The organism is Clostridium lentum (genome assembly GCF_014287815.1).
GTDB lineage: Bacteria > Bacillota > Clostridia > Clostridiales > Clostridiaceae > Clostridium > Clostridium lentum.
In genome coordinates, this window is the sequence record NZ_JACOOQ010000004.1 from 118,948 (window position 1) to 140,455 (window position 21,508).

Genomic DNA, 21,508 nt, shown 5'->3' on the forward strand with positions numbered 1-21,508 from the left:
GGGAGAAGTGAAAATATTAAAAGTGCATTTAAAAATATAAGTGATATTTTTATAATATTTATTTCTTGTATTACTATGTATAATAGGTTATAAATATGGAGTTATTAATGTAAAAAAGTAGTTATAATGATATTTAATAATATATTATATATGTATAATAAATAAAATAAAAAGACAATCTTCTAAAAAGTATTACAAATAGCACCCATTAAAAGGATACAACATATAATGAAATTACAGTGTATCTTTTAAAGGAGGTGTAATATTGAAATCATTAATTCTATGCACAACAGCAAGTGATTCAATTTGTAAACTAGTATTAGATAGCTTAGATATGAAAAAAATAAGGTTAAAACATTGCGATAAACCAGTTGGGCCACATGGTATAAGGTCATATTCAGATACTGTTATTACAGCGAATAGTTATAATGATTCTGTATCTTTTTTTTATGGTGAAAATCTTATTGAGGACAAGGTTATAAGTGTTGGGCCAAAGCCAAATGATTTATTAATGCATGATTATAAAGTTTATGTAATTTGTGGAGAGTCTAATTCAATGGTTATATATGACCTTAAGGAAGATAAAAGTATAGGTGAAGTAGCTACTGAAAGTTGGCCGCATAGTATTGACATGGATTTTAATAATAAATTATTATTTGTGTCAAACTTGGAAAGTGATAGTATTACAGTAATATCCATGGATAATTATGATACTGTTGAAAATATTCAAGTGCCGGAATATCCTACAAAAATAAGGGTATCCAATGATAAAAAGAGGATTTATATCTGTTGCAGTTATTTAGGAAAAGATAAACGAGGATATATAGATGTAATTAATATTGGTAATTTTCAAAAAATAGCAAGGATTATGGTTGGATATTCACCAATAGATATGATTGAAGATGATGATAATATTTATGTTTCTAATTTTACCGATGGAACAATTAGTGTAATAGCCAAAAGAACATATATGGTAGAAAAGGTTATTTATGTAGGTGGAATGCCAAAGGGAATTTTTAAGTATGGATCAGTGTTATATGTAGCTGATTATTTAAAGAGTAAACTTATTTTAATTGAAGATGATAAAGTAATAAAAGTCATAGCAATCGAGTCTGAACCCAATGCCATGACTTTATTTTAATCATTGTCATCAAATAAGCTTTGAATTATTTTTGTATAAATAGTAGAAGGATCATCTTTCCATTTTGAACATAAAGAATTGGCTTGTTTTTTGCTAGGAACAGATACCTTTAAATCAATTAATAAGCTTTCATCTTCAAAGGCTCTTAAATTTACAATATAGGAATCATTATTATCAATGGTATAATCGCTATAAATTGTCAGCTCCTTTTTTATATTTTCAATAGTTGCGGAGATATAATTATTGATTATATCTCTTTTTATTGGAGCAATCCTGTCGGTGAAAAATGATAAAACATTTTCTCCTTTATCAGTTATGGAAATTAATTTTTTCTCATTTTTTTCAATATACTTTACAAAGTTAGAATATTCTAACTCGCTTATGTATTGTTGAAGAGTAAAGTAATTTATAAAGTTATTTTCTAAAATTATTTCTGTTAACTGTGTATTTGAAATGGGTTGTTTTAATGATTTTATAACATATAAAACTAAAAGTTTATTTTCTGCTAGTTCTGCTGAGTTTTCGTACATATTAAACCTCCAATTTGAAAGTATCTATATTATTATAACATAAATTTTAAACACTGTAATATTATTGTCATTAAAATTATACATTAAGAATATAAATTAGTAAAAATTAAGTTAAGAGGTTTTTTATGCTTAAAGGAAAAAAAGTTGTTATAGAAGTAATTTTGCTTGTATTTATAATTATTCTGTCATTTGCTGTAAATAAACGCAATATTAGTGTAAGCACTAATAATCAAGCTAAACTACCTATATTTAGAGTGAATACAGAAGAAAAAGAAATAGCACTTACCTTTGATATTAATTGGGCAGAAGAGGAGCATTTAGATGAAATTCTACAAGTATTAAAAAAATATGATGTAAAAGGTACTTTTTTTATTATGGGTGGTTGGATAAATTATACAGATGATAATAAAGAAAAGCTTAAAAATATATATAATGATGGTCATGAAATAGGTAATCATAGCTATATACATCCTAACTTTGTAAATATTACAGAAGAAAGAATGAATGATGAATTACAAAAGACGGAAGATATTATTTATGAAACAATTGGATGTAATACAAAATTATTTAGATTTCCAAGTGGCTCATATAATGAAAAAGCATTAAATTATGTTTTATCAAAAGGATATAAATGTATTCAGTGGGATGTTGATTCAGTTGATTGGAAACAATCGGGGGCAGATGTGGAATATAACAGAGTAATGAAAAATGTAAAAGCAGGGTCAATATTATTATTTCACAATAATGCTAAATATACTCCAGAGAATTTAGAGAGGATTATTAATAAATTGACAGGTGATGGCTATAAATTTTTAACAGTTAGTGAATTAATTTATGATGATGATTATTATATTGATGAAAATGGAGCACAAAATAAAAAATAAATATTATAAATATATTGAAAAGTACACATGATTTGTATTATAATGGAAATAAATTCTTATATGGTAATAAATTTATAAATAAGCTAAAAAATTACTAATGGAGAGAGGGGTAAAGATGGACAATTTGATGTTAAATAATAAAATTTATCTTGAAGGGAAGATTGTAAGCAAACTTGAATTCAGTCATGAAATGTATGGAGAAGGATTTTATACATTTTTTATGGAAGTTACTAGATTAAGTGATTCTGTTGATTTACTAAATATAACAGTATCAGAAAGATTAATTAGTAATATGGACTTAAGTATTGGAAAAGAAATAATAGTATTAGGACAATTAAGGTCGTATAATAAGTTTGTAGATGGATCTAATAAGCTTATACTAACTGTATTTGCTAGAAACATAGAACCATGCATTGAAAAAAGCAAAAATCCTAATGAAATATTCCTAGATGGATATATATGTAAGGAACCTGTTTATAGAAAAACACCTTTTGGTAGAGAAATTGCAGATGTATTATTAGCTGTAAATAGAGCTTACAATAAATCAGATTATATACCAACAATAGCTTGGGGAAGAAATTCAAGATTTTGCCAAACTTTAGAAGTTGGAGATAATATAAGGGTATGGGGAAGGCTTCAAAGCAGAGAATATCAAAAGAAAATCAGTGAAACAGAAGTAGTTAAGAAGATAGCATACGAAGTTTCTATTTCTAAGATGGAAAGAGTAACTGAAGAAAATGATGAAAACTTCAATAGTGAAGAACATGAAAATACGCATGTAACTGAAAAAGGTGCTATATAATTTTAAAAATATATAGCTTAAATAATAACAAGCTCCGTAGTGGAGCTTGTTATTATTTTCTTAAATCACTAAGTATTTGAGTTTTATTTTTTGTTTTGTCATCTACAGATTTAACAATCTTTGCAGGGCTTCCAGCAACGACAACTCCAGAAGGTACATCACTTATAACTACAGAACCAGCAGCTACTACAGAGCCATTACCAATTTTAACACCTTCTAATATTACTGAATTAGCACCTATCATTACATCATCACCAATTTCACAAGGAGATTTGCTTGGTGGTTCTAATACACCAGCTACGACGGCACCAGCACCTAAGTGAACTCTTTTACCAATCTTTCCTCTAGCTCCAATAACAGCATTCATATCAACCATAGAGCCTTCACCGATTTCTGCACCTATATTAATAACGGCACCCATCATTATGACAGCATTTTTACCAATAACAACTTTATCTCTAATAATTGCACCAGGTTCAATTCTTGCATCGATAGCCAGCAAATCAAGCATAGGAATAGCTGAATTTCTTCTATCATTTTCTACTCTGAAATTTTTAATTCGATCTTTGTTATTCAATATAAGTTCAGATATTTTTTCAGATTCACCATATAGTACATAAAAATTATTAGAACTATATACTTCGATATTTTCAAAATTTACATCATCTAAATTACCATTAATATAAACCTTCACAGGAGTAGATTTCTTAGATTCTTTTATAAATCTTGCAATTTCATATGGATCAGTTAAATTATAATTCATATTATCATCCTTTCTTCTTGTGAATTTGAATTAAATAGATATTATTAATTATAATAGACAAAAAAGGTAATTTAAAGAGTAAATAGAAAAAATATGAAAAAACTTTACGAATCATTGTATGTTAATGTACAATGATTTAAAGGAGATGATTTAATGAAATTAAAGAAAGGATTAGTACAAATTTATACTGGTGACGGAAAAGGAAAGACAACAGCAGCAATAGGGCAAGGGATAAGAAGTGCAGGATATGGATTAAATGTTGTAATGGTCCAATTTTTAAAGGGAGGATATACAGGAGAACTTTCAACAATAGATAAAATTGATAATTTTAATATTTTTAGATTTGAAAAAGAAAGGGATTTCGTATGGAATTTATCAAAAGCTGAAATTGAGGAATTAAAAAAAGAAATTAGAACAGGATATGAATTTATTAAGAAAATAGTTGATGAAGGTTCTTGTGATGTTCTTATTATAGATGAGATAATGGGAGCTCATTATAATAAATTTATAAGTACTGATGAGATAATATATTTAATTAAGAATAAAAAGGAATCAATGGAAATTGTTTTAACAGGGAGAAATGTTCCAATGGAAGTTATTGATTTAGCAGATTTAGTGACTGAAATGAAGATGATTAAACATCCTTTTGAAAAAGGAATAGGTGCCAGAGAAGGTATAGAGTATTAAAAGATGGTATAAACATTGGGGGAGAATTTAATGAATTTAAACTTAAAAAATGTTCAAATTTCTGGGATAAGGAAATTTTATAATGAGGTAAAGAAAATAGATGGTGCTATATCGTTAACTTTAGGGCAACCGGATTTTCCAGTACCAAAGGTAGTAAAAGAGGCATTAATAAATGCTGTAAATGAAGATAAGACAGTGTATACAGAAAATGCTGGAATATTACCACTAAGAAAAGAAATAAGCCAATATTTAATGAAGAGAGGTATTGATTATTCAGCAGATGAGATATGTATTACTGTAGGAGGTAGTGAAGCTATTTTTACTATTTTGACAGCACTTATAAATGAAGGTGATAATGTGCTTATTCCAACTCCAGCATATCCGGCATATGAAAACATTGTTAATATATTAGGTGGAAATGTTGTAAGTTATGGTTTGAATGATGATTTTTCAATTAATATTGAAAATTTAAAAGCGCTTATTAAAGAAAATCAAATAAAGGTTCTAGTCTTATCACTTCCTTCTAATCCTTTAGGAACAATATTAACAAAAGAGGAAAAAGATGAACTTATTAAAATTATTGCTAATAATAATATTTTTGTTGTTACTGATGAAATATATGAATCACTTATATATGAAGAATACTATAGTGTTGCTGAAGAAAAGGAAATATTAGATAAGGTGATATATATAAGTGGATTTTCTAAGATGTTTTCTATGACAGGGCTAAGAGTTGGATATTTTGCAGCTCAAAAGCAATTGATGGATGAAATAATGAAGGTACATCAATATAATGTATCTTGTGCAACATCTATATGTCAATGGGCCGCCTTAGAAGGTCTTAGAAATGGGTTAGATGATGTAGAGAATATGAGAAATGTCCTTAGAGAAAGAAAGGATTATGTAATTTCTGAACTCAGAAATATGGGACTTGAAGTAAATGAGCCTAAAGGTGCATTTTATGTATTCCCGTCTATTAAAAAATTTAATATGTCTTCAGAAGAGTTTTGTTTAAAGCTATTAAATGAAGAAAAGATTGCTTGTGTGCCAGGGAGTTCTTTTGGAATAGGTGGCGAAGGATATATTAGAATATCATATTGTTATTCAATGGAAGAGCTAAAAAAAGCTCTTTTGGGATTAAAAAAGTTCATTAACAAAATATGATAATAAGCGCTGCACAAATTCATTTGCAGCGCTTATTAATTAATTACCAGCAGGATTAAAATTATCGCTTGATACACCTTGTCTCTTTACTGATTTATGCTTTCTATTTGGATTGTGGTTTAAACCTTCTTCAGTTATTGGAGTCTGATAATTACATTTTTCCATACGGGCCTTTTTGTTATCAGGTTGGCTATCTTTTGTCATAATAAAACCTCCTATAAGTCTAATCAATTCCTTCAGAAAATAGTATAACCAATAAAGATACATTAATACTAAACTAGGTATTTATAAATTAAACATATACAATAAGAATATTAAATTAAAATTGTGTATTTTTAATAATATCTATAAGCCTAATACATCATCCATGTTATATAAGCCTGCTTTAGTTACATTAGCCATAAATGAACAAGCTTTTAAAGCACCGACGGCAAATACTTCTCTGGAAATTGCTTTGTGACTTAGTTCTATTACTTCACCAGATCCAGCAAAGATGATTTCATGGTCTCCAACAATTGAACCCCCTCTAACAGCGTGTATTCCTATTTCTGCTTTTTCACGTTTCTTTTCTCCATTTCTTCCATGAACATAGTAGGTATCATCAGAAATAGATTCCTTGATGGTGTCAGCCAGTAGTAGAGCAGTTCCACTTGGTGAGTCCACTTTTTGGTTATGGTGTTTTTCAATTATTTCTATATCATAATTTTGATATAGTAGAGGTGAAATTTTCCTTAGTAAAGAATTTATTAAATTAATACCTAATGACATATTGGCAGATTTAAAAATTGGAAGAGTTTTACTAGAATCTTCAATTAACTTTAAATCTTCATCAGTGTAACCAGTGGAACATAATACTAAAGGCTTTTTTGTACTAGTTGTTAAAGCTAGTAAGTCTTTTAAAGCATCAGCTCTAGAAAAATCAAGAAGAACATCGTAATGAATATTTACGTCTTCAGTATTTTTAAAAATTTTAAACTCAGATTCTTTAGGAAATTTATCAATTCCAGCAACTATTTTTAAAGATGGAAATTCGCTTATAACATTTTGTATTACATTTCCCATTTTTCCGGAACATCCACTTAATAAAATTTTAACCATTTAAAAACTCCATTCTATATTAAGCCGTAATTTTTTAAAGTACTGCATAATATTGTTTTATTTTTTTCGTCCATTTCATAAAGAGGCAATCTTAATTCTCCAACTTCTTTTCCCATCAAGTTAAGAGCAGTTTTTACTGGTATAGGATTTGTCTCCATAAATAAATCATTTGTTAGTTTGAGATATTTTAACTGCAAAGCTAAAGATTTGTTAATATCACCAGTTAAATATGACATTACCATTTCATGAACAGCTTTAGGAACTATATTTGCTAGTACAGATATAACTCCAATACCACCTAGTGCTAGAATTGCAGTAACTTGATCATCATTACCAGAATAAATATCTAATTTATCACCACATAAAGCTTTTATCTTTGCAATTTGGCTTATATTGCCACTGGCTTCTTTTACAGCTGTCATATTGGAAAGTTCAGATAATTCTAGTAAAGCTTCAGGTGTGATATTCATATTCGTTCTTGAAGGAACATTATAAAGGATTATTGGTGTGTTTACAGCATTGTTAATAGCTTCAAAGTGTTTAAATAATCCTTTTTTATTTGTTTTATTATAATAAGGAGTTATAACAAGAAGTCCATCTACACCAACAGATTCTGCAAACTTACTCATTTCAATTGAAGCAGCTGTATTATTTGAACCAGTTCCTGCAATTACAGGTATTCGTCTATTTACAGTATTTATAACAAATTGGATAGCATCTTTTCTTTCAGATTCACTCATTGTTGTAGCTTCACCGGTAGTACCACAAACTATTATTGCATCAGTACCTTCAGCAATCTGCCATTCAATTAGTTCTTTAAACTTAGGAAAGTCTATTCCATTTTCATTGAAAGGTGTTATTATAGCAACACCAGAACCTTTAAAAACTGTCATATTAACCTCCGTATAAAATAATTATTTAATTATTTCTTCTGCAATTTGTATTGCATTAAGAGCAGCACCTTTTCTTATGTTATCCCCTACAACCCATATATTTAATCCGTTATCAATGCTGAAATCTCGTCTTATTCTTCCAACATAAATTTCATCTTTTCCTGAAACTTGAAGTTGTGTAGGGTATTTAAGTTCTTTAGTATCATCATATACCACTATGCCTTTAGTTGATTCTAAAAGTTTAACTACATCGTCAAGTTCATATGGTTTTTCTAATTCTATATTTATGCTTTCGGCATGACAGTTTAGTACTGGAACTCTTACGGCAGTAGCTGTAATCCTTATGGAATCATCATGAAGAATCTTTTTAGTTTCGTTAATCATCTTTATTTCTTCTTTTGTATATCCATTATCTAAAAATACATCAATATGAGGAAGACAATTTTCTGCAATAGGGTAAGGGAATTTTTTAGGTTCTACTCCTTTTAATCCATCTTTTAAATCAGCAATACCTTGCATACCTGCACCAGATACCGCTTGATAAGTTGAATAAACGACTCTTTTAATACCGTAGGCATCTTTTAATGCTTTTAAAGGTAGCATAGCTTGAATAGTAGAACAATTTGGATTGGCAATTATACCATTGTTCCATTTAATGTCTTCCGGATTTACTTCAGGAACTACTAAAGGAACATCTTTAGCCATTCTCCATGCACTGGAATTATCAATTACTGTTGCACCATACCTTACAAAGATTGGTGCAAATTTTAAACTTGCATCTCTGCCAGCTGAAAATAATGCCAAATCTATTTTTTTATCTTTTATATTTTCTTCAGAAGTTTCATTTACTATATATTCTTTATCTCTGAACTTTAGATATTTTCCAGCTGAACGTTTTGAAGCAAAAAGATATAACTCATTTATTGGAAAATTTCTTTGTTCAAGAATTTCTAAAAATTTTCTTCCAACATTACCTGTTGCACCAACAACTGCTACATTATACATGTAAATTCCCCCTTAAATTTAAACGCTTATTAGCGTATTAATAATAAAAAATTAGAAGCTTTGAGCAAAATCACTCAAAGCTTCTAATTTTTTTATATTTTATATAAATATTTATTAGATTTCTTTAAATGATAGCTCTCCACAAAAATGTGACAGGAATACATATATTATATGAACCCCCAGTAAATAGCTGTAAAGCATAGGCTATTTACTTCGGCGATAAATCCTTTCCCATTAAATCATTGTGCTTAGCTCTTTAATAGTACTGATAAGTATCGCGCCTCTATCTTGCAATTATTTATTAGATTAGTTTGATTATATATGTTATTTATAAACAATGCAAGATTAAAATTGAAATAAATATATATAATACAATATATGTATAAAAATGTAATTTAATCTTTGAATATTTTATATTTTTATGGAGAAAATACATATATTACTTTGTAGGGGGAATAGTTATGAGCAAGACACCGCTAAAAAAAATTATAAAATCTAAAATTAAAACTAATAAAGAGCTTACAGCACAAGAACTTTTAAGAGAAAAAATCAAATATGAAATTGCTGACGAATTAGGATTAAAAGAAAAAGTTGATCAATATGGATGGGGAGGACTCACAGCTGAAGAAACAGGAAGAATAGGAGGTATTATGACCCGTAGAAAAAAAGAACTAAAAATTCCAACTAATGATGAGATACTAGGAAGAAAATAATGGATTGACTAATTAGTGGAATACATATATTATAATTCTTAGAAATTATAGATTAATGTAGAAGAAATATTTCTTCTACATTAATTTTTAAGTAGCTGTAAAATTTATAGCAAGGGGGAATAGTATGGCTTATGGAGAATTTGCTAAAATTTATGATGATTTAATCAATGAAGATATTAATTATGACAATATGATTAGCAGAATAATTGAAATATGCAATGAATATAATATTGAATACAAAGATTATCTTGATGTTGCTTGTGGTACTGGAAATGTTACTGTAAGACTAGCAAAGTATTTTAAAGATGTATATGCCGTAGATTTATCTGAAGATATGCTGAGAGAAGCTTTTAATAAATTTAAGGAAAATAGAATTAAAGGTAGGATAATTTGTCAAGATATGACTGAAATGCAGCTAAATAGGAAGTTCGATTTAATTACATCAGTTTTAGATTCTACAAATTATATTACTGACGAAGATGATTTGAAAAAATATTTCAGTTCTGTTAAAGAGCATTTAAAAGATGACGGGATTTTTATTTTTGATGTTAATTCATATTATAAGTTATCAGAAATATTAGGTAACAATATTTATACATATAGTGAAGAAGATGTTTTCTACATATGGGAAAATGTTTTTGAAGATGATATGGTTTCAATGTTTCTTACCTTCTTTGTAAAGCAAGGAGAACTTTATGAAAGATTTGAAGAGGAGCATTTTGAAAGAGCATATAGGGAAGAAGAGCTTGAAAGTGCTCTATCAAATTGTGGATTAGAGATAATAAATAAGTTTGATGGATATAGTAATAATAAGGTTCAAGCAAGTAGTGAAAGAATAGTATATGTAGTTAAAAAAATATAACTATATTAAATTTAGGAGGAAGTATAGATGGAAGATAAGATTATTAATGCGGTAGCTATGGATGGAACTGTTAGAATAATAGCAGGAACAACTACAAATTTAGTAGAAAAAGTAAGAGAAATTCATGAATGTACACCAGTAGCAGCTGCAGCACTTGGAAGAATGATTACTGCAGGAGCATTATTAGGTACTACTTTAAAATCTGATAAAGAAATTATGACATTAAGAATTAATGGTGGTGGAGAAGCAGAAGGAATTACTGTAACAGCTCATGAAAATGCTGTTGTTAAAGGATTTATTGGAAATCCTTATGGAGATAGACCATTAAACGAAAAAGGTAAGCTCGATGTAGGTGGATATGTAGGCAAAAATGGTAACCTTATAATCATAAAAGATTTAGGAATGAAAGATCCATATGTAGGCCAAGTTCCAATATTCTCAGGAGAAATTGCAGAAGATTTAGCATATTATTATACTGTATCAGAACAAACTCCATCAGCAGTATCTTTAGGTGTATTAGTAGATACTGATTATTCAATAAAGGTTGCAGGTGGATTAATAATTCAAATGCTACCAGGTGCTGAAGAACATATTGCAGATATAGTAACATTTAGATTGGAAGAAATTCCTACTTTAACTGAAATGTTAAGTGAAGGAAAGACTATAGAAGATATCTTAAACTATTTATTTGATGATATGGGATTAAAGATATTAAAAGAAACTAAGCCTGAATTTAAATGTAATTGTTCAAGAGAAAGAGTGGAAAAAGCATTAATATCAATTGGTGAAAAAGATTTAAAAGAGATATATGAAGAAGGTAAGGATGAAGAAATCAAATGCCACTTCTGTAATACTAAATATGTATTTACTAAGGAACAAATTGGAGAGTTATTAACTAAGATTAAATAATGAAAAAGGCTGCTATATTGTAGCCTTTTTCATTATTTTTTAAGAAAGATGTTTTAAGTATTTTATGCAACAAATGTTAGGGATATACGTACTATATTATAGATTATAAAACAAAGAGACTTCCTCTATCAGTAAGCTTTCCGCTTTTTAAGTAAATAGGTGTGATATTGTGATTATTAAGAAAATTTAACACTTCTTTGCCATAAGAATAATGATTTAAGTCTCCAAATAGTGCTAATTTATCGTGAGAAATCATTCCTCCAACACCACCTATAAATCCATATTCAAAACCTTCTAAGATAATATCTCCATAAGGCAATAAAAGAACATGAAAATCATCATTTGAAAGAGTCTTATATATTCCAGGATCATTAGTAATTAAAACTTTTTCTCGCAAGGGAAGAATGGAACACTTTGTATAGCCTTGCTTTACATTAATAATTTTTTTGTGAGTAATATATTTTTTAAAAGCATCATCAGAATACTTTAGGTTATGTATGAAATACTCCTTGCTATTTAGTGCGTTTATAGATATATTTTCAGGGTATTTATGGCCAAGGGTGCTAGAACTTTCAATATATTTTATATTATTTTCTTCCAGTTGTTTTTTAAACTCATCAGGCATATGCTTATTTATTAAGATTAATCTATTTTCTTTATGAAGAATATTTATTTGTATATCTACATGGCCATCAATTGCATTATACAAAGCTTTAGATTGAGGAATTTTAATTATTTTAAGCCCTAGCTTGTTTAAATTATTACATTCTTCATCTGTAGTTTTATAATCAACAAAACAAATCATTAAATTAACTCCTTTTATTTATAATATATATAAAATAAACAAAATTTATCTAAAAATCAATAAATTTAAACAGTTACTATTTATAAATGTTGAATATAGAAAACTTTTTAATACATACTATTATTAAGGAAGGAGTGAAATCCATGCTGGTAATGAAGTTAGTACACAATAATGACTTAGATTTTGTAAAAGAGTTACAAGAGTTACGACAGTTATTAAAAAAGAAGAATATAACAATGGGAATTGTTGAAAGCGGAGAGGGAAGCTCTAATATAATTAAGATAATATGTAATAATGAAAGTTATAATGATAGGATTAGAAACACTATTTATTTATATATAAGTAATATTTTGTATTCGGTAGTGGTTAAGGAATATAGAAAAAAAGAATTGTTTAATTATTTAATGGAAAACTATTTTTTCTTGAAGCAAAATGAGGTTATGGAAGTGGAAGAAAAAATAGTTAGGGTATTACAAAATGAAGAAAAAGTTACCGATGAAAAAATGTTTTATTGCATTAATAAGATAAATTGTATAATTGAAAAGATAAAGGAATGCTTAGAGGAAAATGAAGTTATAAATATTAAAGGTTTTATAACCTTTAGAATGAAAGAGCTTAGGGAAGATATTGAGTGTATCATTGATAAAATAGTTGAAGATTATATGATTGAAAAGGAATACAAAGAGTTTATAAAATTATTAAAATATTTTGTAGATATTCAAGAAAGTAAAATAGAAAAGATTGATATATATATACAAAGTGATGGGGGATATGTATTAAAAGATGGCCTTGATAATGATGTTTTTGAAGAGTTTGTCAAGGAAATATATGAATGTAAGATTGATACGGAAGCTAATGTAGAAGATATAATTATTAGTGGTCTTATTACAAATGCACCAAAAGAAGTAGTAATTCATAATAAAGACAAAGCCTTAAACTTAGAGTTTATTGATACTATTAAAAATGTATTCGGTGAGAGGGTAACTTTTTGTAATGGCTGTAGTAAGTGCTTGGCAAGTAAGTTGAAAATTTAAAAAAATTAATAATTGACAACTAAAAGATAGCATGATAGAATTTAAAATGTTAAGAAGGAACTGCCGTTTCTCACCTTACGGCAAAGCTTAGTAAGGTAATACGTATGAAATTTGTATCTAGTAATATATTATTATGTCTAGATTTAGTTTGATAATAATGGATGGCAGTAATGTCATCCATTTATTATATAAAAATGCTTTTTTCATTGGTACATTTTATCGGAGGTGAACGATATCAGTAAAAATTTTACTTGTAACGAAAGTATAAAAGAAAAGGAAGTAAGAGTTATTGATGCAGAAGGTAATCAATTGGGAATACTTCAAACAAAAGAAGCTCAAAGAATGGCAGATGAGAGTGAATTAGATTTAGTTATGATCTCGCCAAATGCAAAACCACCAGTATGTAAAATAATGGATTTAGGTAAATATATTTATGAGCAAGCAAAAAAGGAAAAAGAAGCAAAAAAGAAGCAAAAAGTAACAGTAATTAAAGAAATCAGATGTGGAATCACAATTGAGGAAAATGATATTGCTATTAAAGCTAAAAATGCTAGAAAATTCCTAGTGGATGGGGATAAAGTTAAAATAACTATAAGATTTAAAGGTAGAGAAGCAGCATTATCTCATTTAGGTGTTAAAATACTTGATAATTTTGTTTCTAAACTTGAAGATGTTTGTGTAGTAGAAAAACCTGCTAAACAAGATGGAAGAAACATGACTATGGTTTTAGCCCCAAAAAAAGCATAATCTGAGAGGAGGATATTTATCATGCCAAAAATGAAAACTCACAAAGGTGCAGCAAAAAGATTTAGAAAAACAGGTACAGGAAAGTTAAAGAGAGCAAAGGCTTTCAAGAGCCACATCTTAACTAAGAAAAGCGCTAAGAGAAAGAGAAACTTAAGAAAAGGTGCTTATGTTTCAACTACTCAAGAAAAAGCAATGAAGAAATTATTACCATACCTATAATTTAAGAAGGTTTAGGAGGACTAAAGAATGGCAAGAGTTAAAAGAGCGGTAAATTCACGTAAGAATCATAAAAAAGTATTAAAGCTTGCTAAAGGTTACTACGGTGGAAAGAGCAGATTATTCAAAACTGCTAACGAAACTGTAATAAGAGCTTTAAGAAATGCATATGTAGGAAGAAGATTAAAGAAGAGAGATTTCAGAAGATTATGGATAGCAAGAATAAATGCTGCTTCAAGAATGAATGGACTTTCTTATTCAAAATTCATGAATGGAATAAAATTAGCTGGTGTTGATATCAACAGAAAGATGTTATCTGAAATAGCTATAAATGATCCAAAATCATTTGCTGAATTAGTTGAATTAGCTAAGAAAAACTTAAATGCTTAATTAATACATAATGCGACTTATGTCGCATTTTTATTATATAAAAAAGTAGCATCTTTATTTATTAAGAGAGATGCTGCTTTTTTGTAATTAAAGTTTTCATTAGATAAATTAAAAAAATATACTTATACTTTTAGTAGGATAGTGTATAATAATTTGGTAAAGTATTATTTTGGTATTTAAAATTTTTGTTTAGCAGAGGTGTATATATGCAGTATAGGTTAAATAAAGGTTCTAAACTTAATCCAATGCAGATCCTTTCACTGGGATTTTTAGCAATAATACTGGTAGGTGGAATATTGCTATCATTACCTATTTCATCATCTACTGGAGAATATACTAGCTTTATTGATGCTGTATTTACTTCGACTTCAGCAGTATGTGTAACAGGACTAATAACTGTAGATACAGGAACTCATTGGAATTTGTTTGGTAAAACTGTAATTATGATATTGATTGAAATTGGTGGATTAGGATTTATGTCTTTTACTACTTTAATAGCAATTTTACTTGGTAAGAAGATAACCCTTAGAGAAAGATTGATTTTACAAAATGCAATGAATACATTTAATATTCAAGGAGTAGTAAAAATGGTTAAATATATACTGTTATTCACCACTTCAATTCAATTAATTGGTGCACTTATATTTTGCACACAATTAATACCTGAATATGGATTAAGTAAAGGGTTATTTTATAGTATATTTCATTCTATTTCAGCATTTTGTAATGCAGGCTTTGATATTTTTGGTGGCGGGGTGAGTTTAACGACTCACAATACAAATACTGTGGTAATACTAACAGCAGCAGCACTTATAATTATAGGTGGATTAGGTTTTAGTGTATGGACAGAACTATATAATGTAAGAAGGATAAGAAGGTTTTCAGTACATACAAAAATAGTTCTACTGGTTACTGGATTCTTGGTAATAGGAGGCACTGTTTTAATGCTTTTATTTGAATATAATAATCCTGAAACCTTAGCATATATGGATGGTGGAGAAAAGGTTTTAAATTCTTTCTTTTCAGCTGTAACACCTAGAACAGCAGGATTTAATAGTATATCTACGTCTGGCATGACTGGTGCTGGTAAGTTTTTAACAATGATTTTGATGATAATTGGAGGTTCACCTGGATCAACTGCTGGTGGAATAAAAACAACAACTGTAGGTGTATTAATATTAACAGTAATTTGTGTTATAAAAAGAAGAGAAGATACAGAGGTTTTTTCAAAGAAAATATCAAAAGATCTTGTTTATAAAGCATTTACCTTATTCTTTATAGGTTCAGGTCTTGTTATAGTGGTAAGTTTAATATTATCATTTACTGAAGCGGGGGCATCTTTTACAGCTATTTTATATGAAACTGTTTCTGCTTTTGGTACAGCAGGTTTGACTATTGGTCTTACACCAAATTTAAGCATCATTGGAAAAGTGTTAATTATGATGATGATGTATATTGGAAGAGTAGGACCTTTAACTGTAGTATTATCATTGACTAAAGAAAAAGTTAGAAGTGGAATTAAATATCCAGAAGGAAAAATATTAATAGGTTAGGAGAAAGTAATAATGGCAAGTGGAAAACAATTTGTAGTTATAGGTCTTGGTAGATTTGGTCAATCTGTGGCAAAAACATTATATGATCTAGGCCATGATGTATTAGCTATAGATATAGATGAAGAATCAGTAAGAGAAATTTCAGAAAATGTAACTCATGCTGTGCAGTTAGATGCAACAGATGAAACATCTATAAAAAGCTTAGGACTTAGAAATTTTGATGTTGCAGTAATTACTATTGGTTCAAATATACAAGCGAGCGTAATGATTACACTTTTAGTTAAAGAACTTGGAATTAAATACATTATAGCAAAGGGGCAAAGTGAACTTCATGCTAAGGTATTATACAAAATTGGTGCTGATAGAGTAGTGCTTCCAGAAAAAGATATGGGTATAAGAGTAGCTCATAATTTAGTGTCTTCCAGTATAGTGGATTATATAGAATTATCATCTGATTATAGCATTTTAGAAATTAAGCCACTAAAGGTATGGGACAATAAAACTTTAAATGAACTAAATTTAAGAAGTAAATATGGAATTAATGTTATTGCCATAAAAAAAGGTGAGGAAATTGATATAACACCAAGTGCAAATGCTGTTATAGAAAGTGAAGATGTTCTGGTAGTTATTGGACCAACAAATAACTTAGGTAATTTAGAAGAAATAATTGTTAAACAGAAGTAAGAGGTGCTGCACTTTGATAGTCATTGAAAGTAAAGAAAATTCTTTATTTAAGAATATTAAAAAGCTTAAAGAAAGAAAAAATAGATCTAAAGAAAAGAAATATATTATAGAAGGTTTTAGGTTGGTAGAAGAAGGGTTTAAAGCTGGTGCAGATATTGAATGCTTAGTTATAGAAGAAGGAAATGAGCAGAAAGTAAATGAATTCTTAAAAGAATACTTAACAGTATCTAAAATTTATTTAATGAAAAAAAGTTTGTTTGGTCAGCTTATTGCTACAGAAAAGACTCAAGGTGTATTAGCTGTTGTGAAGATGAATGATAGTACAGAAGAAATAAAAGGAGATTTTTATCTTTTATGTGATAAAGTTCAAGATCCAGGAAATTTGGGAACTATTATTAGAACTGCCCATGCAGCTGGTGCTTCAGGAATAATTTTAACAAAGGGTACAGTTGATATATATAATGATAAGACTATAAGGTCAACAATGGGATCAGTTTTTTATCTGCCAATTATATATGATAATGACCTCAGCTTCTTAAAGAAACTTAAAGAGGATGGTTTTAGCTTAGTTACTACATCACTTCAGGAATCAAAGGATTTCTTTCAAGAGGATTTAAGAGGTAAGGTAATATTAGGTGTTGGTAATGAAGGTAATGGCATCAGTGATGAGATATTTGCTATGGCAGATAAAAAGGTTAAGATACCTATGCCAGGTGGTGCAGAAAGTTTAAATGTGGCAGTGGCTTCATCAATAATACTTTTTGAGAAAGTTAGACAAGGAATGCTATAAAAGTATTTTTTAATAAATACTTGAAAAAAATAATCTTTATTTGTATAATAAGTTGAAAAGAATATGTAAATACTGTGAATGAGAGAGTAATTATAAGGAATATTTCAGGGAGAAAAAGTCTAAGACTGGAAGCTTTTTTAATAAAAATTATAATGAAGTTCGCTCAGGAGTACTAGTTGTGAAGTAATAGTAGTAACTAGCGGTTTAACCGTTATTTTAATTAAGAGGATATTGTACCATTTGTATAATATCAACTAGGGTGGTAACGCGGATATTCCGTCCCTTTTGGGATGAATATCCTTTTTTTTATTTACAAATTATTTTAGTTGCATAGCAATTAAATTAAAAGTATTTAATATTCGTAAGATACTGATTAAAAAAGAAGGGAGTAATATTATGGAAGAAAAATTAACCGCCATTAAAGAAGCAGCACTTAATGAAATAGCTTCAGTAGAAAATAGTGCAGCTTTAGAAGAAATTAGAGTTAAATATTTAGGAAAAAAAGGTGAACTTACTACTATATTAAGAGGAATGGGTTCTTTATCACCAGAAGAAAGACCAGTAGTTGGTAAGTTAGTTAATATAGCTAAAAATGAAGTTGAAACTAAACTTGAAGAAGTAGGAAGCAAAATAAAGGAAAAAGAAAAAAAAGCTAAACTAGCTAGTGAAGTTATCGATATAACTTTACCAGGAAAGAAACAAGTAATAGGAAAGAGACATCCATTAGATCAAACATTAGAAAGTATGAAGAACATCTTCATTTCTATGGGATTTACAATAGAAGAGGGGCCAGAAGTAGAATTAGATCATTACAATTTTGAGGCTTTAAACATTCCTAAAAACCATCCTGCAAGAAGTGAACAAGATACTTTATATATTAATGATAGTTTAGTTTTAAGAACTCAAACTTCACCAGTTCAAGTAAGAACAATGGAAAAGCAAAGCTTACCAATTAAAATGATCTCACCAGGTAAGGTTTATAGATCAGATGATGTTGATGCAACACATTCACCAATATTCTATCAAATGGAAGGATTAGTTGTAGATAAAGGAGTAACTTTTGCAGATCTTAAAGGTACCTTAGAATTATTTGCTAAGAAAATGTTTGGGGATAAAGTTAAGACTAAATTTAGACCTCACCACTTCCCATTCACTGAACCTTCAGCAGAAATGGATGCAACTTGTTTCGTTTGTGAAGGTAAGGGATGTAAAGTCTGTAAAAATAGTGGATGGATTGAAATTTTAGGATGCGGTATGGTTCACCCAGATGTACTTAGAAATTGTGGTATTGATCCAGAAATATATAGCGGATTTGCCTTTGGGTTCGGTGTAGATAGAATGGTTATGCTTAAGTATGGAATAGACGATATTAGATTATTATACGAAAGTGATATGAGATTCTTAAATCAATTCTAATAATTATAGTTATTGTAGGAGGTAAAATGCAATGAAAATACCATATAATTGGTTAAAAGATTATGCAGAAATAAATGTTGATGCATATGAATTAGCAGATAAATTAACTCTTTCTGGTTCTCAAGCAGAAGAGGTTATAATGCAGGGAGATACAATTAAGAATGTTGTAACTGGAAAAATTACAAAAATTGAAAAGCATCCTGATGCAGATAGATTAAATGTTTGTCAAGTAAATATTGGAGCTGAAGAAGAAATTCAAATTGTTACAGCTGCTACAAACATGAAGGAACAAGATATAGTACCTGTAGCTCTTCATAAATCAATATTAGCTGATGGTACCGAAATTAAAAAAGGTAAGATGAGAGGCGTAGTATCTAATGGTATGTTCTGTTCTGAAGAAGAATTGGGAATTGCTGGAGATAAACCGGTTCATGGATTAATGATTCTTCCAGAAGATGCACCATTAGGAATGGATATAAAGGAATATTTAAAATTAAATAAAGCAATAATTGATTTTGAAATAACTTCAAATAGACCGGACTGTTTAAGTATTGTTGGTATGGCAAGAGAAGCAGCAGCAACTCTTGGAACATCTTATAAAATGCCTAGCTTCAAATATGAAGTTAAAAATTCAGATAATATCAATGATGAATTAAAAGTTGAAGTTAGAGATGAATTATGTAATAGATATATGTCTAGAGGGGTTAAGAATGTTAAGATAGCTCCATCACCTTCATGGATGCAAGAAAGATTATTAGAAGCTGGAGTTAAACCAATAAATAATATGGTTGATATAACTAACTTTGTAATGCTTGAACTTGGTCAACCAATGCATGCTTTTGATGCAAGAGAAATTGAATCTGGAAAAATAGTTGTGGAAAGAGCTAAAGGCGGTGAAAAGTTCACAACTTTAGATGAAGTAGAAAGAACTTTAGATTCAGAATGCTTATGTATAAAAGATAAAGATAAGACTATTGCTTTAGCTGGTATCATGGGTGGATTAAATTCTGAAATAAAAGAAGATACAACAGAAGTATATTTTGAATCAGCAAATTTTGATGGTACAAACATTAGAGTAAATTCTAAAAAGGTTGGACTAAGAACTGAAAGTTCTTCTAGATTTGAAAAGGATATAGATCCTAATTTAGCAAAGCTTGCTATAGATAGAGCTTGTAGCTTAGTATGTGAGCTTGGTTGCGGAGAAGTTATGGAAGGAACTATCGATGTATACAACAATGTTAAAGAAGAAGGTCACTTAACTGTTGATACTAATTGGATAAATGCTTTCTTAGGAACTGATATATCAAAAGAAGAAATGAAGAAATCTTTAGATTCTTTAGATATAAAGACTGAAATAAATGGGGATATGTTAGAAATTACTACACCTACATTTAGAATTGATTTAACTATTAGAGAAGATATTGCAGAAGAAGTTGCAAGAATTTATGGATATGATAAAATTCCTACAACTGTATTTAGCGTATCTACTGAGAGAGAGCCTAAGTATAAGAAAAATATTTTAGAAGATAAAGTTATTGAAATAATGATAGGAAACGGATTAAATCAATCAATAAGCTACTCATTTGTTTCTCCTAAGGTATTTGACAAAGTTAATATACCAGCAGATAGCCAATTAAGAAATGTTGTTAAGATTAAGAATCCTTTAGGCGAAGATTTTAGTGTGATGAGAACAACAACAATTCCTTCAATGATGGAATGTTTATCTAGAAATTATTCAAGAAATAATGATTATGTTAGATTATTTGAAATTGGTAAAGTATATATTCCAAATGAAGACGAAAATCAAGTTCCAACTGAAAAAAATATATTAACTATAGGTATTTACGGAGATTGTGATTACTTAGATATGAAGGGAATTATTGAAAATCTAGTAGATGGTCTTGGAGTTGAAAAAGCCAAATATGTAAGGGAAAGTGAAAATGCTAGTTACCATCCAGGTAAGACAGCTGCATTATTAGTAAGAAATAAAAAGACTGCAGTTTTTGGAGAAGTGCATCCAGATGTAACTGAAAATTATGGTATAGATATTGATTGCTATATAGCTGAAATAGATTTAGATCAATTATTTGAAGCAGCTAAAATGACAAAATCATATAAAGCATTACCAAAATTCCCAGCTGTAACAAGAGATATAGCATTACTAGTGGATGATTCTGTATTAGTTGCAGATATAGAGGAAGCTATAAGAAAAGCTGGTGGAAATTTAGTTGAAAAAGTTCAATTATTTGATATTTACAAAGGTGAACAAATTCCAGCTGATAAAAAATCAATAGCTTATGCAATAGCATATAGAGATGAAAATAAAACATTAAATGAAAAAGATATTACGAAAGTTCATGATAAGATATTAAAAGCTTTAGAGCATAAGCTAGGTGCTGTGTTAAGATAATATTTAAACAAT

The 21,508-nt window shown here is 28.8% G+C and carries 24 protein-coding genes, 1 riboswitch and 1 other annotated feature; of the genes, 17 read left to right on the plus strand and 7 right to left on the minus strand.

All coding sequences use genetic code 11. The annotated features are described in order from the left end of the window. Window positions 1-265: 265 nt before the first annotated feature. Window positions 266-1,141 (plus strand): YncE family protein, encoded by an 876-nt coding sequence (locus H8R92_RS03875; protein WP_186834796.1) that lies wholly within the window; start codon window positions 266-268, stop codon window positions 1,139-1,141. On the opposite strand, the gene H8R92_RS03880 is transcribed toward H8R92_RS03875, so the two are convergent. After that, window positions 1,138-1,671: a DUF4364 family protein gene (locus H8R92_RS03880; protein WP_186834797.1), complete on the minus strand. Its 534-nt coding sequence runs from the start codon at window positions 1,669-1,671 to the stop codon at window positions 1,138-1,140. The two genes, H8R92_RS03875 and H8R92_RS03880, sit on opposite strands and share 4 nt — an antisense overlap. 125 nt (window positions 1,672-1,796) lie before the next feature. Here H8R92_RS03880 and H8R92_RS03885 point away from each other — a divergent pair, with 125 nt between their 5' ends. Beyond that, window positions 1,797-2,555, plus strand: a complete 759-nt coding sequence (locus H8R92_RS03885) for a polysaccharide deacetylase family protein (protein ID WP_022211165.1) — start codon at window positions 1,797-1,799, stop codon at window positions 2,553-2,555. Window positions 2,556-2,670: 115 nt separating this feature from the next. Beyond that, window positions 2,671-3,357, plus strand: coding sequence for a single-stranded DNA-binding protein (locus tag H8R92_RS03890; RefSeq protein WP_022211164.1), 687 nt, complete (start codon window positions 2,671-2,673; stop codon window positions 3,355-3,357). A gap of 52 nt (window positions 3,358-3,409) precedes the next feature. Here the strand turns inward: H8R92_RS03890 and dapD are convergent, their stop codons facing one another. After that, window positions 3,410-4,120 carry a 2,3,4,5-tetrahydropyridine-2,6-dicarboxylate N-acetyltransferase gene (dapD, locus tag H8R92_RS03895; protein ID WP_022211163.1) on the minus strand — a complete coding sequence of 237 codons (711 nt, stop codon included), beginning with the start codon at window positions 4,118-4,120 and terminating at the stop codon, window positions 3,410-3,412. A 153-nt stretch (window positions 4,121-4,273) separates the two neighbouring features. Here dapD and H8R92_RS03900 point away from each other — a divergent pair, with 153 nt between their 5' ends. Both H8R92_RS03900 and H8R92_RS03905 read left to right on the plus strand, forming a co-directional pair. After that, window positions 4,274-4,807, plus strand: a complete 534-nt coding sequence (locus H8R92_RS03900; RefSeq protein WP_022211162.1) for a cob(I)yrinic acid a,c-diamide adenosyltransferase — start codon at window positions 4,274-4,276, stop codon at window positions 4,805-4,807. A gap of 30 nt (window positions 4,808-4,837) precedes the next feature. Continuing rightward, window positions 4,838-5,971, plus strand: a complete 1,134-nt coding sequence (locus tag H8R92_RS03905; protein WP_022211161.1) for a pyridoxal phosphate-dependent aminotransferase — start codon at window positions 4,838-4,840, stop codon at window positions 5,969-5,971. Window positions 5,972-6,010: 39 nt separating this feature from the next. Here H8R92_RS03905 and H8R92_RS03910 read toward each other — a convergent pair whose 3' ends face one another. From H8R92_RS03910 to H8R92_RS03925, 4 genes are all read right to left on the minus strand, one after another. Next, on the minus strand, window positions 6,011-6,175 hold the full coding sequence (locus H8R92_RS03910; RefSeq protein WP_022167862.1) for a hypothetical protein: 165 nt from the start codon (window positions 6,173-6,175) through the stop codon (window positions 6,011-6,013). Window positions 6,176-6,316: 141 nt separating this feature from the next. Next, window positions 6,317-7,069, minus strand: a complete 753-nt coding sequence (gene dapB, locus H8R92_RS03915) for a 4-hydroxy-tetrahydrodipicolinate reductase (protein WP_022211160.1) — start codon at window positions 7,067-7,069, stop codon at window positions 6,317-6,319. Window positions 7,070-7,083: 14 nt separating this feature from the next. After that, entirely contained in the window at window positions 7,084-7,962 is an 879-nt protein-coding gene (dapA, locus tag H8R92_RS03920; protein WP_022211159.1) for a 4-hydroxy-tetrahydrodipicolinate synthase, read from the minus strand. A 21-nt stretch (window positions 7,963-7,983) separates the two neighbouring features. Further along, the gene (locus tag H8R92_RS03925) at window positions 7,984-8,967 is read right to left on the minus strand and encodes an aspartate-semialdehyde dehydrogenase (RefSeq protein ID WP_022211158.1); all 984 of its coding nucleotides are present in this window, start codon (window positions 8,965-8,967) and stop codon (window positions 7,984-7,986) included. Between the two features lie 124 nt (window positions 8,968-9,091). Further along, window positions 9,092-9,261, minus strand: a riboswitch (Lysine riboswitch). A 167-nt stretch (window positions 9,262-9,428) separates the two neighbouring features. On the opposite strand from H8R92_RS03925, the gene H8R92_RS03930 reads away from it, so the two are divergent. The 3 genes from H8R92_RS03930 (at window position 9,429) to hslO (ending at window position 11,451) form a co-directional block, all read left to right on the plus strand. Continuing rightward, entirely contained in the window at window positions 9,429-9,680 is a 252-nt protein-coding gene (locus H8R92_RS03930; RefSeq protein WP_022211157.1) for an alpha/beta-type small acid-soluble spore protein, read from the plus strand. Window positions 9,681-9,804: 124 nt separating this feature from the next. Continuing rightward, a complete protein-coding gene (locus H8R92_RS03935; RefSeq protein ID WP_022211156.1) occupies window positions 9,805-10,542 on the plus strand; it encodes a class I SAM-dependent DNA methyltransferase in 738 nt (245 codons plus the stop codon). Window positions 10,543-10,569: 27 nt separating this feature from the next. Beyond that, window positions 10,570-11,451: an Hsp33 family molecular chaperone HslO gene (gene hslO, locus H8R92_RS03940; protein ID WP_022211155.1), complete on the plus strand. Its 882-nt coding sequence runs from the start codon at window positions 10,570-10,572 to the stop codon at window positions 11,449-11,451. A 103-nt stretch (window positions 11,452-11,554) separates the two neighbouring features. On the opposite strand, the gene H8R92_RS03945 is transcribed toward hslO, so the two are convergent. Then, the gene (locus H8R92_RS03945; protein ID WP_022211154.1) at window positions 11,555-12,256 is read right to left on the minus strand and encodes a DUF6873 family GME fold protein; all 702 of its coding nucleotides are present in this window, start codon (window positions 12,254-12,256) and stop codon (window positions 11,555-11,557) included. A gap of 143 nt (window positions 12,257-12,399) precedes the next feature. Between H8R92_RS03945 and ytxC the strand changes: the two genes are divergently transcribed. The 9 genes from ytxC to pheT all read left to right on the plus strand — a co-directional run bounded on the left by ytxC (window position 12,400) and on the right by pheT (window position 21,496). After that, window positions 12,400-13,290 (plus strand): putative sporulation protein YtxC, encoded by an 891-nt coding sequence (gene ytxC / locus H8R92_RS03950; protein WP_022211153.1) that lies wholly within the window; start codon window positions 12,400-12,402, stop codon window positions 13,288-13,290. A gap of 225 nt (window positions 13,291-13,515) precedes the next feature. Further along, window positions 13,516-14,037 (plus strand): translation initiation factor IF-3, encoded by a 522-nt coding sequence (infC, locus tag H8R92_RS03955; protein ID WP_022211152.1) that lies wholly within the window; start codon window positions 13,516-13,518, stop codon window positions 14,035-14,037. A gap of 21 nt (window positions 14,038-14,058) precedes the next feature. Then, window positions 14,059-14,256, plus strand: coding sequence for a 50S ribosomal protein L35 (gene rpmI / locus H8R92_RS03960; RefSeq protein ID WP_022211151.1), 198 nt, complete (start codon window positions 14,059-14,061; stop codon window positions 14,254-14,256). 27 nt (window positions 14,257-14,283) lie between these two features. Continuing rightward, window positions 14,284-14,643 carry a 50S ribosomal protein L20 gene (rplT, locus tag H8R92_RS03965; protein ID WP_022211150.1) on the plus strand — a complete coding sequence of 120 codons (360 nt, stop codon included), beginning with the start codon at window positions 14,284-14,286 and terminating at the stop codon, window positions 14,641-14,643. 206 nt (window positions 14,644-14,849) lie between these two features. Continuing rightward, the gene (locus tag H8R92_RS03970; protein ID WP_022211149.1) at window positions 14,850-16,196 is read left to right on the plus strand and encodes a TrkH family potassium uptake protein; all 1,347 of its coding nucleotides are present in this window, start codon (window positions 14,850-14,852) and stop codon (window positions 16,194-16,196) included. Between the two features lie 12 nt (window positions 16,197-16,208). Beyond that, on the plus strand, window positions 16,209-16,880 hold the full coding sequence (locus H8R92_RS03975) for a potassium channel family protein (protein ID WP_022211148.1): 672 nt from the start codon (window positions 16,209-16,211) through the stop codon (window positions 16,878-16,880). Window positions 16,881-16,893: 13 nt separating this feature from the next. Next, on the plus strand, window positions 16,894-17,670 hold the full coding sequence (locus H8R92_RS03980) for a TrmH family RNA methyltransferase (protein WP_186834798.1): 777 nt from the start codon (window positions 16,894-16,896) through the stop codon (window positions 17,668-17,670). A gap of 65 nt (window positions 17,671-17,735) precedes the next feature. Continuing rightward, window positions 17,736-17,957 (plus strand) — a binding site (T-box leader). Between the two features lie 109 nt (window positions 17,958-18,066). Further along, entirely contained in the window at window positions 18,067-19,086 is a 1,020-nt protein-coding gene (pheS, locus tag H8R92_RS03985) for a phenylalanine--tRNA ligase subunit alpha (RefSeq protein ID WP_022211146.1), read from the plus strand. A gap of 31 nt (window positions 19,087-19,117) precedes the next feature. Next, the gene (gene pheT, locus H8R92_RS03990) at window positions 19,118-21,496 is read left to right on the plus strand and encodes a phenylalanine--tRNA ligase subunit beta (RefSeq protein ID WP_022211145.1); all 2,379 of its coding nucleotides are present in this window, start codon (window positions 19,118-19,120) and stop codon (window positions 21,494-21,496) included. Window positions 21,497-21,508: the final 12 nt, after the last annotated feature.

Coding starts and splice junctions, on each gene's coding strand:
- dapB (WP_022211160.1), bottom strand. CDS start 7,069: ATGGTTAAAATTTTATTAAGTGGATGTTCCGGAAAAATGGGAAATGTA.
- H8R92_RS03975 (WP_022211148.1), top strand. CDS start 16,209: ATGGCAAGTGGAAAACAATTTGTAGTTATAGGTCTTGGTAGATTTGGT.
- H8R92_RS03945 (WP_022211154.1), bottom strand. CDS start 12,256: ATGATTTGTTTTGTTGATTATAAAACTACAGATGAAGAATGTAATAAT.
- H8R92_RS03880 (WP_186834797.1), bottom strand. CDS start 1,671: ATGTACGAAAACTCAGCAGAACTAGCAGAAAATAAACTTTTAGTTTTA.
- H8R92_RS03890 (WP_022211164.1), top strand. CDS start 2,671: ATGGACAATTTGATGTTAAATAATAAAATTTATCTTGAAGGGAAGATT.
- H8R92_RS03925 (WP_022211158.1), bottom strand. CDS start 8,967: ATGTATAATGTAGCAGTTGTTGGTGCAACAGGTAATGTTGGAAGAAAA.
- H8R92_RS03885 (WP_022211165.1), top strand. CDS start 1,797: ATGCTTAAAGGAAAAAAAGTTGTTATAGAAGTAATTTTGCTTGTATTT.
- dapD (WP_022211163.1), bottom strand. CDS start 4,120: ATGAATTATAATTTAACTGATCCATATGAAATTGCAAGATTTATAAAA.
- rplT (WP_022211150.1), top strand. CDS start 14,284: ATGGCAAGAGTTAAAAGAGCGGTAAATTCACGTAAGAATCATAAAAAA.
- H8R92_RS03930 (WP_022211157.1), top strand. CDS start 9,429: ATGAGCAAGACACCGCTAAAAAAAATTATAAAATCTAAAATTAAAACT.
- H8R92_RS03900 (WP_022211162.1), top strand. CDS start 4,274: ATGAAATTAAAGAAAGGATTAGTACAAATTTATACTGGTGACGGAAAA.
- pheS (WP_022211146.1), top strand. CDS start 18,067: ATGGAAGAAAAATTAACCGCCATTAAAGAAGCAGCACTTAATGAAATA.
- rpmI (WP_022211151.1), top strand. CDS start 14,059: ATGCCAAAAATGAAAACTCACAAAGGTGCAGCAAAAAGATTTAGAAAA.
- pheT (WP_022211145.1), top strand. CDS start 19,118: ATGAAAATACCATATAATTGGTTAAAAGATTATGCAGAAATAAATGTT.
- H8R92_RS03910 (WP_022167862.1), bottom strand. CDS start 6,175: ATGACAAAAGATAGCCAACCTGATAACAAAAAGGCCCGTATGGAAAAA.
- H8R92_RS03905 (WP_022211161.1), top strand. CDS start 4,838: ATGAATTTAAACTTAAAAAATGTTCAAATTTCTGGGATAAGGAAATTT.
- hslO (WP_022211155.1), top strand. CDS start 10,570: ATGGAAGATAAGATTATTAATGCGGTAGCTATGGATGGAACTGTTAGA.
- ytxC (WP_022211153.1), top strand. CDS start 12,400: ATGCTGGTAATGAAGTTAGTACACAATAATGACTTAGATTTTGTAAAA.
- dapA (WP_022211159.1), bottom strand. CDS start 7,962: ATGACAGTTTTTAAAGGTTCTGGTGTTGCTATAATAACACCTTTCAAT.
- H8R92_RS03970 (WP_022211149.1), top strand. CDS start 14,850: ATGCAGTATAGGTTAAATAAAGGTTCTAAACTTAATCCAATGCAGATC.
- H8R92_RS03935 (WP_022211156.1), top strand. CDS start 9,805: ATGGCTTATGGAGAATTTGCTAAAATTTATGATGATTTAATCAATGAA.